Here is a 13,940-nt window from a genome sequence, read left to right on the forward strand (position 1 = left end):
CACTGCGCGCCGGCTCTTTCTCAATTCGTATAGGTCTCCCGCGCATCCTCCGGCAGAATGAGAGTCGTGATAGTAGTAGGAGTCGCGTCGCCTGGGGTCTCGACTCTCACGGCGGCTTTTCCCGGCGGCCGTCTGCTCCTGCTTCTGAGCCAGACAGAAAAACCGGTTTCTTACCGGTCCTGTCCCGGCTAAATCCGGCGTCATGCCGCGCTACAAGCTGACCATCGAGTATGACGGCGGCCCCTATGTGGGCTGGCAACGTCAGGAGAACGGGCCGTCCGTTCAGGCGGCCCTGGAAGCGGCCGCGCAGAAGCTCGATGGCGGGCCGCGCGAAGTCTATGGCGCGGGGCGCACCGACAGCGGCGTCCATGCGCTGGCCATGGTTGCCCATGTCGATCTGGAAAAAGACCTGCGCGCCGACCGCGTGCGCGATGCGCTCAACCATCATCTGGGCGACCACACGATCGCGGTGCTCCAGGCCGAACGGGTCGGCGACGCCTTCCACGCGCGATTTTCGGCGGTGCGGCGCGGCTATGTCTACCGCGTGATCGACCGGCGCGCGAAGCTGGCGCTGGATCGCGGCCGGGTCTGGCGCGTGCCGCGCGCACTGGATGCCGCGGCCATGCACGAGGCGGCGCAGGCCCTGATCGGCACGCACGATTTTACCACGTTTCGCGACAGTCAGTGCCAGGCGGACTCGCCTGTGAAGTCGCTGGACACGATTTCTGTCTCGCGGCAGCCGGGCGGAGCAGGGGAGACGCTCGGAGAAATTCATATCGAGGTGGAGGCGATCAGCTTCCTCCATCGCCAGATCCGCTCGATCGCCGGATCGCTTGTCGAGGTCGGGACCGGCAAGTGGACGCCGGACGATTTCAAGGCGGCCCTGGAGGCAGCCGACCGCACACGTTGCGGCCCCGTAGCGCCGCCGGACGGGCTCTACCTGTCCTTCGTGCGGTACTGACACGGGCGGTCTGCCCCGACATCGCCGTTTTCCAAATACCCCGGCCTCTGGTATAGGGCGCAACTGACATGCGGGCGTTCCCGCTGCGAGACCTTTTGCGCCGGGCCGAACGCCGCCCGGGCTGACACGGATTTTCATGACCCTTCCCGAGAATTTTCCCTCCGCGCTCAAAGCTGCGCTGGAGTCCAAAGGCTATTCGACCCTCACCGAAGTCCAGGCTGCCGTTCTGGCGCCCGACGCCGCCGGCCGCGACCTGCTGGTCAGCGCCCAGACCGGGTCCGGCAAGACGGTGGCCTTTGGCCTGGCCATGGCGCCCGAGCTTCTGGCTGGCGAAGACCGGCTGCCGCCCGCCGGCGCACCGCTCGCCTTGGTGATTGCGCCAACGCGCGAACTCGCCTTGCAGGTTCAGCGCGAACTGGCCTGGCTCTATTCCGAGGCGGGTGCCCGTCTGGCCTCCTGCGTTGGCGGCATGGATGCGCGCGCAGAACGGCGCACGCTGGAACGCGGCGCCCATATCGTCGTGGGCACGCCTGGCCGTTTGCGTGACCATATCGAGCGCGGCGCGCTGGATCTGTCCGCGGCCCGCGCCGCGGTGCTGGACGAGGCCGACGAGATGCTCGATTTCGGCTTCAAGGACGATCTCGAATTCATTCTGGACTCCGCGCCTGCGTCGCGGCGCACCTTGCTCTTCTCGGCGACGGTCTCGAAAGCCATCGCGCGCATCGCAGAGACCTACCAGAAGGATGCGCTGCGCATCTCGACGGTGAGCGGCGGCAGTCAGCACGCCGACATCGCCTATCTGGCTCACCTGGTCGCGCCCCATGACCGGGAGAACGCCGTCATCAACGTGCTGCGCTACCATGGCGCGCCGCGGGCGCTGGTCTTCTGTGCCACGCGCGAGGCGGTCAACCGTCTGGCCGCGCGGCTGGGCAATCGCGGGTTTTCCTCCGTGGCCCTGTCGGGCGAGTTGTCCCAGGCCGAGCGCACCAAGGCGCTCCAGGCCCTGCGCGACGGACGCGCGAAAGTCTGTGTGGCCACCGACGTCGCGGCGCGCGGCATCGATCTGCCCGGTCTCGATCTGGTGATCCATGCGGAACCGCCGACCAATGGCGAAGCCTTGCTGCACCGGTCGGGACGCACGGGCCGGGCCGGGGCCAAGGGCGTCAGCGCCCTGATCGTGCCGAGTAACCGGCGCGGCAAGGTCGTGCGGCTTCTCAAGGACGCCCGGGTCGAGGCCGAATGGGTCGACGCGCCCGACGCGGACGCGGTGCGCGCCAAGGACTCAGAGCGCCTGGCCGAGCATCCTGCCCTGTCCGGCGAGATCGAGGAAAGCCGGCTGGAGGAGGCACGTGCCTTGCTCGAGCGCTTCAGTGCGGAGACGATCGCCGCCGCCTTCCTGACCGAGCTGGAAGCCCGCCTTCCGGCGCCCGAAGAGCTGGGCGCGGCTCCGGTCATGCGTGATCGTCCAGAACGCGGCGATCGCCCGGAGCGTGGCGACCGGCCCGAGCGCGGCCCGAAGCCCTCGCGGGCCGATTTCGAGCCGGGCACCTGGTTCGAGATCAATGTGGGACGCAAGCACCGCGCCGAGCCGCGCTGGATTCTGCCCCTGATCTGCCGTGTCGGAGACGTGACGGGCGCCGAGATCGGTCAGATCGATATTGGCGAAACCGCCACCCGGTTCGAGATCACCGGCCCGGCCGTGCCCGGTTTCGAAGCGGCCATGACCAAGCCGCGCGAGCGCGACGAGAAGGTGCGCGTGACGCGCGCCGGCGCCGCGCCGCTGACCCCGGCGGATCGCGATGCGCCTCCACCGCGCAGCAAGCCGGCGCGTGAACCCCGCCCCGGCAAGCTGGAGCGGCAGAACAAGCCCGAGCGCACCGCCTCGCGCCACGAGGACGGTCCGCCCCGGGCAAGGAAGCCAGGCCCGGGTAAGCCGTCAGGTAAGCCAGGCGGCAAGCCGTCAGGCAAGGCTCCCGCAAGATCGGCGAAGCCCGCCGGCGATGGCCCGCGCAAACCGGCTAGGTCCTGGCCACCCGAGGGCGGCAAGACGCTCAAGCGGGTCAAGCGCAAGAAGGACTAGGCAACAGGCGCCCGCGAAACCACGCGGTCGCCGGCGCCCGACCTATCGCGACACCAGGTAGATCGCCAGCAGGTCGAGTATGATGGGGATGCCCGCAGCCGCCGCGCCTGTGGCCATCCCCGTCTCCAGCGCGGACACCGCTACGCGCCAGTGCAGGAAAAGCCGCGCAAACAGATAAAGCTGCAGCAGCATGGCAAGCGCCGTCGTGTCGGCCAGGCCTGCCGGGTAAAGCAGGTAGAGCAGGGCGGCCAGGTGCAGCAGGGCGAACACGGCCCAGTTATGGACGACCACCCAGCTCACATAGCGATGTTTCAGCCCCAGCACTGAAACCACGCCGATGGCGACCACCGGGAAGAGCAGCCAGATGCGCGCATACGACCCGATGGCTTCGAGCGGGGTGTACCGGGCCTCGGCCGATACCGCGCCTGCCGACGAAACGATGTAATTGGCGGCCAGAACGAACATGACGAAGGCAGGCGCCGCCAGGATCATCGCCCCGAAGGAGCGGATTAGCCCGTTCGTGCTGGTGTCGAAGCAGGGCCGCCAGCCCTCGTGGAAGCTGACCAGCCTCGCAAGGCCAATCATCGCATTGCGCGCATCGGCAAGCAGGGCGGCGATCATGCGGCGAACACCTCAAAATAGCGGGTGAGGATGCGCGTATAGATGCGCGTGAGCGTCTCCACATCGCCGGCGGGGACGCGTTCGTCGACCTGGTGCATCGTCGCCCCGACCAGGCCGAACTCTGCAACAGGGGCGTAATCCTTGATGAAGCGCGCATCCGAGGTGCCGCCCCCGGTGGTCATCGCCGGCTCCTCGCCGGTTTCCGCGGTCACGGCTTCCTTCAGGAGATCGGTAAACGCGCTGGTGCGGGTGAGGAAGGCGTCTCCCGTCACTTTCAGGTCGAGATCGATCCGGCCTTCAAACCCGAGCGCCGCGGCCTTGGCCTCACGTTCGATCCAGCGTTTCAGGTCCTCGCCCTTGTGGGCGATATTAAAGCGGATGTTGAATTTCGCACTGGCTTTTGCCGGGATCACGTTGTGGGCATGATTGCCCACATCCAGGCTGGTGACCTCCAGATTGGAGGGTTGGAAGTGCGGCGCACCGTCATCGAGTTTGCGCGCCAGAAGCCGGCCGAGCAGATCGAGCAGCGGCGGGATCGGATTGTCCGCCTTGTCGGGATAGGCGACATGGCCCTGCCGGCCGGTCACGGTGACCACGCCGTTTAGCGAGCCGCGCCGGCCGACCTTGATCGTCTCGCCCATCCGCTCCGGGTTGGTCGGCTCGCCGACCAGGCAATGGTCGAAGCGCTCTCCCGCCTCGTGCACCGCTTCGAGAAGCCGCTTTGTCCCGTTGATGGCCGGGCCTTCTTCATCGCCTGTTATCAGAAAGGCGATCGAGCCGGCCGGCTCGCCGTGTGCCTCGCGATACCGCGCCACGGCCGCCACGAAGGCGGCAATTGCCCCCTTCATGTCGGCGGCGCCGCGTCCCCACAGCACCCCGTCCTCGACCTCGCCGGAGAAGGGCGGCTTCTGCCAGGCGGCGTCATCGCCGGCCGGGACCACGTCGGTGTGCCCAGCAAAGCAGAAGACAGGCGCTTCGGTCCCGAGGCGCGCGTAAAGGTTGTCCACGTCCTCGAAGCGATGCCGCTCACAGCGAGAACCTAGAGAGGACAGCGCGCTTTCAAGCGTATCGAGCGCACCAGCATCGGCCGGCGTGACCGACGGCGCCTGAATCAGCGCGCGAGCAAGCTCAAGTGGATCGATCAGGGAGGCGGTTTGTGTCAGCATACTTCCGAAATAGGACAGTTCGCGTCTGACAGCCATGCGAAAGACAACAAATGAGCGGGCCGATTTCACAACTGCTCGCCGATAGCAGCCTCTTTCTCCTGCTGGCCGCCATCGGTATCGTGCTGGCCCGCGGCCGCGTGGCCTGGGCATGGCTTGCCATCGCGTTCGGCCTTTTCATCCTGGAAGATTTCGCGCTTTCCTCGGCTTGGGGCTCGGTTTTTACCGGGCCGTTCGAAAGAGGATTTAACTGGGAGGGCGAGTTGCTTGCCCTCCTGATCCTCGTTCTGGTTGGCGCCTTCGTGTTGCGGGATCGAGGCGAAGTCAGCGGCCTCAAACTCAGCCAGTCAGGACCCGCACCGGCAAGGGCGGCGCTGGTCGCAATTGCTCTTTGCATCACGGCGGGTGCCTCGGCCAACTGGATGGCGCCGGGGGTGCCGCACGCTCCGCTCGAGGAAATCGCCTTCCAGGCCGGACTTTCACCGCTCGTGGACGAGTTGTTCTACCGTGGCCTGTTACTGAGCGCGCTGGACCGGGCCTTCGGCCGGCCGCTCAGCGTACTGGGCGCCCCCATGGGCTGGGGAGCGGTGGCAAGCGCCATCCTGTTTGCCGCCTCGCAGAGCTTCATCGTAACGCCGGGCTTGATCGTCTCGATGGATGTTGGCCAAGGCGCCTATCTCTTCCCCGCGGGCCTGATCCTGGCCTGGCTGCGTAACGCATCGGGCTCGCTTGTTCTGCCGCTCGCGGTCCATGCCTGGGCGAGCGCGATCTTCTACGTGCTCTGACGTTCAGTCTCGCAGCAGCGCATTGACGCTTGTTTTCGAACGCGTCTGGGCATCGACCCGCTTGACGATGACGGCGCAATACAGGTTCGGTCCGCCATCCTTGCCGGGCAGGCTACCGGGGACGACCACGGAGTAGGAGGGCACTTCACCCCTCACGATGGCACCGGTCTCGCGATCGACGATTTTGGTCGAGGCGCCCAGATAAACCCCCATCGACAGGACGGCGCCTTCGCGCACGATCACGCCCTCCGCCACTTCGGAGCGCGCCCCGATGAAGACACCGTCTTCGATGATCACCGGGTTGGCCTGCAAAGGTTCAAGCACGCCGCCAATGCCGACCCCGCCGGAAATGTGCACGTTCTTGCCGATCTGCGCGCAGGAGCCGACCGTGGCCCACGTATCCACCATCGTGCCTTCGTCGACATAGGCCCCGATATTGACGTAGGACGGCATCAGCACCGCATTGCGGCCGATGAAGGCGCCGCGGCGCACGGTTGCCGGCGGAACGGCGCGGAAGCCGGCTTTCTTGAAGTCGGCCTCCCTCCAGCCCGAAAACTTGGTCTCGACCTTGTCGAACCAGGGTCCCGGGGCGTCTGCCGCGCCCATCACCGTGTTGGGATTCAGGCGGAAGGACAGCAGCACTGCTTTCTTCAGCCATTCATGGACCTGCCAGTCGCCATTGTCCGCGCGCGAGGCAATCCGGGCCGTCCCGGCATCGAGAGCGGCAAGCGCACTCTCGACCGCGTCGCGAATTTCGCCTCGCGTCTCGACACCCAGCTCGCCGCGAGCCTCCCAACCGGCATTAATCGTGTCGATCAGGCTTTGGTCAGTCATGGGATGGGTCCTTGGGTTTTTCGCGATGGGCGTGAACGTCCTTGAGGAAGGCATTCAGGCTGTCGGTTTCAAAGTGCACATGCGCGCGAGCCTCGCCTGGTTCGCCTTCATGGTGATGGGGGCGAACGAACACGGTGGTAAAGCCGAGCTCGGCCGCGGTCTCAAGATTGCGCAGGGAGTCCTCGAACATCACCGCGGTCGCAGGCTCGATTCCGTAGCGCCCGGTGAAGGCATCAAAGCCTTCCCGGTTTGGCTTGGGCACATAGCGCGACGCCTCGATGTCGAACAGGTCTTCAAACAGCCCGTTCAGGCCGAGCTGGTCGATCACGCGCTCGGCGTGAAGGCGCGAGCCGTTGGTGTAGACAAGCCGGCGCCCGTCGATCTTGCCGATATGGGCGGCAAGATCGGGGTCGGGATCGATCACCGAATGATCGATATCGTGCACGAAGTCGAGGAAATGAGCGATGTCGACATCCGACCGGTTCGACATCAGCCCGTTCAGCGTCGTGCCGTAGTCGGCATAGTAGCGCTGCTGCAGCTTGCGCGCGTCCTCCCGCTCGAGCGCGTGACTCTTCATCACATACTCGGTCATGCGCCCTTCCACCTGGCTCATGACTGCGGCCTGGGACGGGTAGAGCGTATTGTCCAGGTCGAAGACCCAGGTATGTATCGCGTCCAGGCGGTTCACTCACGCGTCTCCTCAAAGTCCAGATCGCCGAGCGTCACGCGCCCGGTGCCGTCTTCGGGCTCGGGGGCCTGACGGAACTCGACCGAGGCGTAGCTGCGCGCCTCGCAGTCGTCGCGCCCCTCGGCCAGGAAGCGCGAGGGTGCGATGCAGAAGCCCTCGGTGCCGCCGGCCAGCGGGTCGGCGAGCGGCCCGTCCGGCTCGTCATTCAGCCGCTCGGCATAGAAATAGACCTGGTTGGCAATATAGTTGCCCGACAGCGGCCGGGCGCAGGCGCCGGGCGCAATCTGCCACCAGCCCCGGCTTTCCCAGACATCCCCGCGCAATCGCGCCAGCGCGGCGGCCATGTCCGAGCCTGACTCGTTGCAGATCAGCAGGCCGGCATCGGCATTCAGCTCCAGCGCCCGCGCGTGCAGGGCCTGGAGCAACGCGACCCGGTCATTGCCGAAACCGCGCCCGATATCGGCCTCGAAGGCGTCGATCTCGCGCCGCGTCCGGCGCCCGGCATACCCGTCGATCGTGCGGATATCGTAACCGGTCGCCTGAAGCAGACGTTGCAGCCCGGCCTCCTCGGCGCGGTCGCCATAATCAGCCGGTTCGACCAGCACCGCGCGCACGCGCTCATCATTGGACAGGCGCCGAAAGCGCCGCGAGTCCAGTCCCAGCGCGGTGCATTCGGCCAGGCCCTCAAAGCTGAAATCGCCGGGCTCGATGCAGATTTCCTGACCGCCGCGCCATTCACGCACCCCGCCGGGATAGGCTGGCGTGGACCGGGCATAGAGATATTGTTCGGAGACTGCGGGGCTCGCCGGGGTGGTCTCGCAGGCGCCGGGTCGCACACGTGTCCAGCCTTGCGCGGCGAGGCCGGCTTCCGTGCGCCAGGCCGTCGCGATGTCGAGCGTGAAACTCGTCTCGTTGCAGACATCACCCGCGCGAGCGCTGAAGGGCAACAGCAAGGCGAGTATCACGGCTAGCAGGCTGCAACGCGGCATGACCCTCTCTCCTGCAATCAGGAGGCTGCCAGATCCGCGATGTCGGCACGCAGATCGTCCAGCCCGATCTTCTTGGCAGATGATGTGGCCGCGACCTTGGGGAAGGCGGCGGGCCGACGCGCAATGCGGGCCATCGTCTGCTCGACAATCGTTTTTTGTTCGGCTGGCTTCAGCTTGTCCAGCTTGGTCAGCGTAATCTGATACACGACTGCCGCGTTATCCAGATCGCTCATCACCGACTCGTCGCTGGGTTTCAGTCCGTGCCGGGCATCGATCAGGAGGAAGATGCGCTTCAGATTGACCCGGCCCCGCAGATAATCCCGGGTGAGGCGCGTCCAACGGGCCGAGACGTCTTTGGGCGCCTTGGCAAACCCGTAGCCGGGCAGGTCGACCAGGCGGATCTGGCCGCCCAGGTCGAAGAAGTTCAGCTCCCGCGTACGGCCAGGGTCGCCGGACGTGCGCGCCAGCGTCTTGCGCCCCGTCAACGCGTTGACGAGCGAGGACTTGCCGACATTCGAGCGCCCGGCAAATGCGATCTCGGGCATTCCCGCCTCTGGCAGGGTATCCATGGATACCGCGCCGAGCATGAAGTTGCACTCGCGCGCGAACAGCATGCGCCCGGCTTCAAGGCGTGCCGCTTCGTGTTCGTCGTGCTCGGCGTCGGATCCGGTCAGCGTCGGCCTCCCGGCTTCTTGCGCGCCGGGCTGCGTTTCTTCTTCGCGGCCGGGTTGGAGCGCGTGCGGTTGCCGCCGGTTGCCGCGGGCGTGGCGGGTGACTCTTCCGACTGGTCTGAGCTCTCCTGCTCGTCGGTGCCGACCAGCGGGGACTCCGGTGCGCTTTCCAGCGGGTTGTTCAAGTCCTTGGTCTCGCTACCCGCGCCGCCGGCGTTTTCCGGGCCGGACTCCAGGACCTGGTCGGTCACCACGGCCGCTTTCTCTTCCGGCGTCGAGCCGACCGTATCGTGCGACTTCAGCTCTGGAGACACCGATTTGCCGCGCAACCGCGCAACCGCGCGCTTGGCCTGCTTCTCAAGCTCGGGCTCGGTGCCGTGCCGGCGCATGATGACGTATTGCTGGAGGATCGTCAGGAAGTTGTTCCAGGTCCAGTAGATGATCAGCGCTGCAGCGAAGGGCGCCATGATGATCGTGAAGACGATCGGCAGGAAGGCGAAAATCTTGCGCTGCATCGGATCGGGCGGGGGCGGGTTCATCGCCTGCTGCGCCCACATCGTCAGGCCCATCGCGATGGGCAGGATGCCGATGGCCAGGGTCGAGCCTATGACGGGCAGGCCGGACGGGTCGTAGGGCAATAGGCCGAACAGATTCCAGATCGTCGTCGGATCCGGGGCCGACATGTCGCGGATATAGAGGAAGTTGGCGTGCCGCGCGTCGAGCGAGATGAAGACGGTCTTGTAGAGCGCGAAGAAGATCGGAATCTGTGGCAGGATCGGAATGCAGCCTGCGACCGGATTGATCTTCTCGCGCTTGTACAGCTCCATCATTTCCTGCTGCTGGCGCTGTTTGTCGGATGCGAAGCGCTCGCGGATTTCCTGCATTTTCGGCGTCACGGCCCGCATCTTCGCCATCGAGGCGAACGCCTTGTTGTTCAGCGGGAAGAGCAGAATCTTCAGGCCAACGACCAGGGCCATGATGGCGAGCCCGAAATTGCCGAGGATATCGGTCAGCTGGTCGAGGATGAAGAAGAAGGGGCGGGTCATGAACCAGAACATCCCCCAGTCGATCGCCATGTCGAAGCGTTCGATGGAGTATTCGTCCTGATAGCGCGTGAGGATCCCGGAATCCTTCGAGCCGCCATAGACAAAGGCGGTGCTGGACAGGGTCTGGCCCGGCGCGATCGTCTCTGCGGACCGGATATAGTTGGATTCAAATCGCAGATTGTTGTCTTCGCCGCGCACGCGGAACTCGGCATTGACCTGCGGGTCGCCTTCGGGCGCGACCGCCGCCAGCCAGTATTTGTCCGCGATGCCCATCCAGCCGCCAGTGCCCGAACGCTGGAGCAGGCGTTCGTCTTCCATCTTGCCGTATTTGCGGTCGAAGAAGCGCGCGTCGACCACGCCGACCGGGCCCTCGTGCAGGATGAAGAAATTTTGCAGATCGCCCGGCAGGCCATGACGCCGGACAAGGCCGTAGCGGGCCAGGCCGACCGCGTCGCCGCCTTCGTTCGTGACGCTGTCTTCGAGCGTGAACATGTAGTCGCCATCGACTGAGATCGTGCGTTCGAAGACGAGCCCGCCGGTCCGGTATTCCAGTGTGACCGGGCTGTCCGGCGTCAGGATGTCGCCGCCGGTCTGGGTCCAGACCGTATTCGGGCCGGGCAGGTTCTCCGGCGCGCCGCCGGCGCCCGACCAGCCACTGATCGCGTAATAGGCGCCTTCCGCGCCCTCCGGGCTGAACAGGGTGACAGGCTCGGGGCTGTCCACGGTCGCGTCGTAGCGCAGCAATTCCAGGTCATCCAGCCGGGCGCCGGCCAGGTTGATCGATCCGTGCAGGGCCGGCGTGCGGATTTCGATGCGCTGCGTCCGGCTCAAGGCCTCGTCGCGCGGCACCATCACACCGGTCGGGCCGGGCGCGATCGAGTTCACGCTGGGTGCGCCGGAGGCGGATGTGGCAGAGGGCGCCTCTCCGCTCGGGCTCCCGGCATCGGCGCCGGTCTCGCGTTCGACCTGGGCGGCCTCTTGCGCCTCCCGGCGTTCCTGGATCGGCTGCAGGATGAGGAACTGGTAGCCGAAGATGATGGCGATCGCGATCACCACGGCGAGGATCATGTTGCGATTATCGCCCATGGGCGGCCCGTTCCTCTTTTTACTAAGACTGGATGGCCCGATTGCCAGGCGTCTCGTCTGCGCCCGCGTCACGGGGTGGCGCGAGGGTTATCAGCGCGCTTCTCGTATCGTCAAGCAAGTGCTGCCACGCGCGCTCCGGTGTCGCGGCCCGCGCAATGAAGACATAGTCGCTTCCAGGCTGGCCGTATTCGGGCAGTAACAGCCGGGCGGCCTCGCGCAGGCGGCGTTTGGCACGGTTGCGCACGACCGCGTTGCCGATCTTCTTCGTCGCGGTGAATCCGGCGCGCGGCGGGCCGTCGTCATCGCCGCTACGCATCATGGCCTGGACCACGACACCCCGGCGCGCGGCCTTGTCGCCGTGGCGCAAACGTAAAAAATCGCGCCGCGTCTTCAGACGGGCGGCGCGATCTGGGTAATGTAGCAATCTGTCCCGGAACGCCGTTAGGCGCTCAGACGCTTGCGGCCCTTCGAACGGCGACGCGCGATGACCTGACGGCCCGCCTTGGTCGCCATGCGCGAACGGAAGCCGTGGCGGCGCTTGCGGACGAGATTGGACGGTTGAAACGTGCGTTTCACGGAAGTCTCTCCTTCAAGGAGTGCGCCGGGCCACAGGACCGGGCGCATGCAAAAGCGAGGCGCGGGTGATACGGGCCAGCCTGAACGATGTCAAGGCGGACCGCAGGTTTTGCTGGCGTCCGGCGCAGCGTGCGATCACACACTCGTGACGGCGTGGCGAGGAAGCGTCACATCCAAAACCTGCTCTGATCGCGTATACATCGTCCCAAGCGGCAATCCGAAGGAAATTTCATGACCGAAGCGGGCGAGACCTCGCCGAAGAAGACCTCGCTCCTGCGCCGTCTTCTGCCCTTTATTCTCATCGCAGTCGGTTTTGGCGTGGCCTACCTGTCCGGCATCTGGAGCGCGGAGGGACGCCAGCAGATCGCGGCTTTCATCTCCGGCCTCGATCAGACGGTCGATGACCATTTCTGGCTGATGATGCTGGCCTATCTCGTCTTCTACGCCCTGGCCGTGTCGGTCTCGGTGCCGGGCGCGCTCTGGTTCACGATCGGCGCGGGATTCCTGTTCGGGCCGTGGTTCGGCACCGGGGTGGCGATACTGGGTGCTGCCACCGGCGCGACCCTGATCTTCCTGATAACGCGCTACGCGTTGGCAGACTGGGCGCGCGACAAGTTCAAGGGCCGGATCGAAAAGCTGCGCGCCGGAATGCAGGAAGATGCGCTGAGTTACGTGATCGTCCTGCGCCTGATTCCCATCATGCCCTTCTTCGTTCTGAACGTGGCGCTGGCGCTCATTTCCATCCCGCTGCGCGCCTATGTTCTGGGCAGCCTCATCGGCATGATCCCGGCCGCCTTCGTCTATGCCAGTTTCGGCGCGGGCGGCGCGCGTGCGCTCGAGCAGCTCGCCGCGGAAGAAACGCCGGGCCTCTCCGACCTGATCACATTGCCCATTCTCCTCGCGATAGGCGGCCTGATCGTCCTGTCGATCATCCCGATCGTCCTCAAGCGCGTGCGCGGCGGCGTTCCAGGCGAGGACACTGCCAAGGAAAGCGAATAAATGACCGTAACCCGCATCAAGGCCGATCTGTGTGTGATCGGTGCCGGTTCGGCCGGCCTCACCGTGGCGAGCGGTGCCGCCCAGCTGGGCCGAAAGGTGGTGTTGTTCGAAAAGGGGGAGATGGGCGGCGATTGCCTGAATTATGGCTGCGTGCCCTCTAAAGCGCTCCTGACGGCAGCCCATCACGCGCACGCGGTGCGCACGGGCGCGCGCATGGGTGTCTGTGCCAGCGAGCCGGAAATCGATTTTGCGAAGGTCCGTGCCCACATCCAGCGTGCCATCGATGCCATTCACCCCAACGACTCCCAGGAGCGGTTCGAGGCTCTGGGGGTCACCGTCATTCGCGAACATGCCAGCTTCGTGGATGAGCGCACGGTGCGCTCCGAGACCCACGAGGTCGTCGCCAAGCGCTTCGTCCTTGCAACCGGCACCCGCGCCCGCATCCCCCCGATCGACGGGCTGGATCGGGTCGACTACCTGACCAACGCCAATATCTGGGACCTTGAGACGCGCCCCGATCGTCTTGTCATTCTGGGCGGCGGGCCGATCGGATGCGAGCTCGGCCAGGCGTTTCGCCGGCTGGGGGCCGAGGTCACCATCATCGAGGCCGACCGCCTTCTGGGCCGTATGGATGCAGATCATGCCGGACGAGTGCGAGAGGCGCTGATCAACGATGGCGTCGACCTGACCGAGGGCTCAAAGGCGGCGCGCGTCGACGGCACCGCCACGGATGTTTCCGTGACGTTGCACGACGGGCGCAGCGTGACCGGCAGTCATCTTCTCGTGGCGATCGGGCGGGAGCCCGTTTTTGACAGTCTGGGCCTGGAGGCGGCGGGGATCGAGACCGACGAAGCCGGGCTCGTCTGCGACGACAAGCTCAAGACAGGCAATCCGCGGGTCTTTGCTGCCGGCGACATAGCGGGCAAGGGCGCGTTGACCCATCTCGCCGGCTGGCATGGCTCGGTGATCGTTCGCAATCTGTATTTCGGCCTGCCCACCAAGCAATCCTCGGCCGCGATCCCGGCGGCAGTCTATACCGATCCACCCCTGGCTCAGATCGGCCTGACCGAAGCGGATGCCCGGGAGCGTCACGGTGATGACATCTCGGTGGCCAGTGCTGCCTTCGACGACAATGACCGGGCCGTCGCCGAGGGACTGGAGACCGGCGGCGTCAAGCTGATCCTGGGCAAGGGCGGCAAGGTGCTGGGGGCGTCCATCGTTGGCGAGCGCGCGGACGATCTGCTGCAGATCGTGTCTCTCACGGTGCACAAGGGCGGCAAGGTTCGCGATCTGACCGAGGCAATCGCCCCCTATCCGACCCGCGGCGAGATCTGGAAACGCGCCGCCAACGCGCACTTCCAGCCGGTCGTTTTCGGTCGCTGGGCAAAAATGTGGGCTGGGCTCCTCTCGCGCTTCCACTAGCGCCTCCTACATTAGGGGC

14 protein-coding genes are annotated in these 13,940 nt (G+C 65.8%); 5 read left to right on the forward strand and 9 right to left on the reverse strand.

Annotated elements, in window-relative coordinates:
* Positions 1 to 202: 202 nt before the first annotated feature.
* Both truA and PGP17_RS06615 read left to right on the forward strand, forming a co-directional pair.
* The gene (truA, locus tag PGP17_RS06610) at positions 203 to 961 is read left to right on the forward strand and encodes a tRNA pseudouridine(38-40) synthase TruA (RefSeq protein ID WP_270374697.1); all 759 of its coding nucleotides are present in this window, start codon (positions 203 to 205) and stop codon (positions 959 to 961) included.
* A 136-nt stretch (positions 962 to 1,097) separates the two neighbouring features.
* Complete coding sequence (locus PGP17_RS06615) at positions 1,098 to 3,041, forward strand: DEAD/DEAH box helicase (RefSeq protein ID WP_270374698.1); 1,944 nt, start codon at positions 1,098 to 1,100, stop codon at positions 3,039 to 3,041.
* 42 nt (positions 3,042 to 3,083) lie between these two features.
* On the opposite strand, the gene PGP17_RS06620 is transcribed toward PGP17_RS06615, so the two are convergent.
* The gene (locus tag PGP17_RS06620; RefSeq protein ID WP_270374699.1) at positions 3,084 to 3,662 is read right to left on the reverse strand and encodes a hypothetical protein; all 579 of its coding nucleotides are present in this window, start codon (positions 3,660 to 3,662) and stop codon (positions 3,084 to 3,086) included.
* Positions 3,659 to 4,828 (reverse strand): succinyl-diaminopimelate desuccinylase, encoded by a 1,170-nt coding sequence (gene dapE, locus PGP17_RS06625; RefSeq protein WP_270374700.1) that lies wholly within the window; start codon positions 4,826 to 4,828, stop codon positions 3,659 to 3,661. Before dapE ends, PGP17_RS06620 begins: the two co-directional genes overlap by 4 nt.
* A 50-nt stretch (positions 4,829 to 4,878) precedes the next feature.
* Here dapE and PGP17_RS06630 point away from each other — a divergent pair, with 50 nt between their 5' ends.
* The gene (locus PGP17_RS06630; RefSeq protein WP_270374701.1) at positions 4,879 to 5,610 is read left to right on the forward strand and encodes a CPBP family intramembrane glutamic endopeptidase; all 732 of its coding nucleotides are present in this window, start codon (positions 4,879 to 4,881) and stop codon (positions 5,608 to 5,610) included.
* Positions 5,611 to 5,613: 3 nt separating this feature from the next.
* Here the strand turns inward: PGP17_RS06630 and dapD are convergent, their stop codons facing one another.
* From dapD to rpmH, 7 genes are read right to left on the reverse strand one after another with little or no spacing between them, the layout of a single operon-like run.
* Positions 5,614 to 6,444 (reverse strand): 2,3,4,5-tetrahydropyridine-2,6-dicarboxylate N-succinyltransferase, encoded by an 831-nt coding sequence (dapD, locus tag PGP17_RS06635; protein WP_270374702.1) that lies wholly within the window; start codon positions 6,442 to 6,444, stop codon positions 5,614 to 5,616.
* On the reverse strand, positions 6,437 to 7,132 hold the full coding sequence (locus PGP17_RS06640; protein ID WP_270374703.1) for a pyrimidine 5'-nucleotidase: 696 nt from the start codon (positions 7,130 to 7,132) through the stop codon (positions 6,437 to 6,439). The genes dapD and PGP17_RS06640 overlap by 8 nt, the downstream gene beginning before the upstream one ends.
* Complete coding sequence (locus tag PGP17_RS06645) at positions 7,129 to 8,121, reverse strand: DUF1036 domain-containing protein (protein ID WP_270374704.1); 993 nt, start codon at positions 8,119 to 8,121, stop codon at positions 7,129 to 7,131. The genes PGP17_RS06640 and PGP17_RS06645 overlap by 4 nt, the downstream gene beginning before the upstream one ends.
* A gap of 17 nt (positions 8,122 to 8,138) precedes the next feature.
* Positions 8,139 to 8,735, reverse strand: coding sequence for a ribosome biogenesis GTP-binding protein YihA/YsxC (gene yihA, locus PGP17_RS06650; protein WP_270374705.1), 597 nt, complete (start codon positions 8,733 to 8,735; stop codon positions 8,139 to 8,141).
* Between the two features lie 56 nt (positions 8,736 to 8,791).
* On the reverse strand, positions 8,792 to 10,924 hold the full coding sequence (yidC, locus tag PGP17_RS06655) for a membrane protein insertase YidC (RefSeq protein WP_270374706.1): 2,133 nt from the start codon (positions 10,922 to 10,924) through the stop codon (positions 8,792 to 8,794).
* Between the two features lie 22 nt (positions 10,925 to 10,946).
* Positions 10,947 to 11,348, reverse strand: coding sequence for a ribonuclease P protein component (rnpA, locus tag PGP17_RS06660; RefSeq protein WP_270374707.1), 402 nt, complete (start codon positions 11,346 to 11,348; stop codon positions 10,947 to 10,949).
* Between the two features lie 17 nt (positions 11,349 to 11,365).
* A complete protein-coding gene (gene rpmH, locus PGP17_RS06665) occupies positions 11,366 to 11,500 on the reverse strand; it encodes a 50S ribosomal protein L34 (protein ID WP_135943182.1) in 135 nt (44 codons plus the stop codon).
* A gap of 231 nt (positions 11,501 to 11,731) precedes the next feature.
* Here rpmH and PGP17_RS06670 point away from each other — a divergent pair, with 231 nt between their 5' ends.
* The gene (locus tag PGP17_RS06670) at positions 11,732 to 12,499 is read left to right on the forward strand and encodes a TVP38/TMEM64 family protein (protein WP_270374708.1); all 768 of its coding nucleotides are present in this window, start codon (positions 11,732 to 11,734) and stop codon (positions 12,497 to 12,499) included.
* Complete coding sequence (locus tag PGP17_RS06675) at positions 12,500 to 13,921, forward strand: dihydrolipoyl dehydrogenase family protein (RefSeq protein WP_270374709.1); 1,422 nt, start codon at positions 12,500 to 12,502, stop codon at positions 13,919 to 13,921.
* Positions 13,922 to 13,940: the final 19 nt, after the last annotated feature.

It is taken from the genome of Marinicauda sp. Alg238-R41 (genome assembly GCF_947331485.1).
GTDB lineage: Bacteria > Pseudomonadota > Alphaproteobacteria > Caulobacterales > Maricaulaceae > Marinicauda > Marinicauda pacifica.

Excerpts from the sequence above, each read along its gene's own strand:
- yihA (WP_270374705.1), bottom strand. The coding sequence starts at position 8,735 with ATGCTGTTCGCGCGCGAGTGCAACTTCATGCTCGGCGCGGTATCCATG.
- PGP17_RS06670 (WP_270374708.1), top strand. The coding sequence starts at position 11,732 with ATGACCGAAGCGGGCGAGACCTCGCCGAAGAAGACCTCGCTCCTGCGC.
- dapD (WP_270374702.1), bottom strand. The coding sequence starts at position 6,444 with ATGACTGACCAAAGCCTGATCGACACGATTAATGCCGGTTGGGAGGCT.
- PGP17_RS06675 (WP_270374709.1), top strand. The coding sequence starts at position 12,500 with ATGACCGTAACCCGCATCAAGGCCGATCTGTGTGTGATCGGTGCCGGT.
- truA (WP_270374697.1), top strand. The coding sequence starts at position 203 with ATGCCGCGCTACAAGCTGACCATCGAGTATGACGGCGGCCCCTATGTG.
- yidC (WP_270374706.1), bottom strand. The coding sequence starts at position 10,924 with ATGGGCGATAATCGCAACATGATCCTCGCCGTGGTGATCGCGATCGCC.
- PGP17_RS06620 (WP_270374699.1), bottom strand. The coding sequence starts at position 3,662 with ATGATCGCCGCCCTGCTTGCCGATGCGCGCAATGCGATGATTGGCCTT.
- PGP17_RS06615 (WP_270374698.1), top strand. The coding sequence starts at position 1,098 with ATGACCCTTCCCGAGAATTTTCCCTCCGCGCTCAAAGCTGCGCTGGAG.
- PGP17_RS06645 (WP_270374704.1), bottom strand. The coding sequence starts at position 8,121 with ATGCCGCGTTGCAGCCTGCTAGCCGTGATACTCGCCTTGCTGTTGCCC.
- dapE (WP_270374700.1), bottom strand. The coding sequence starts at position 4,828 with ATGCTGACACAAACCGCCTCCCTGATCGATCCACTTGAGCTTGCTCGC.
- PGP17_RS06630 (WP_270374701.1), top strand. The coding sequence starts at position 4,879 with ATGAGCGGGCCGATTTCACAACTGCTCGCCGATAGCAGCCTCTTTCTC.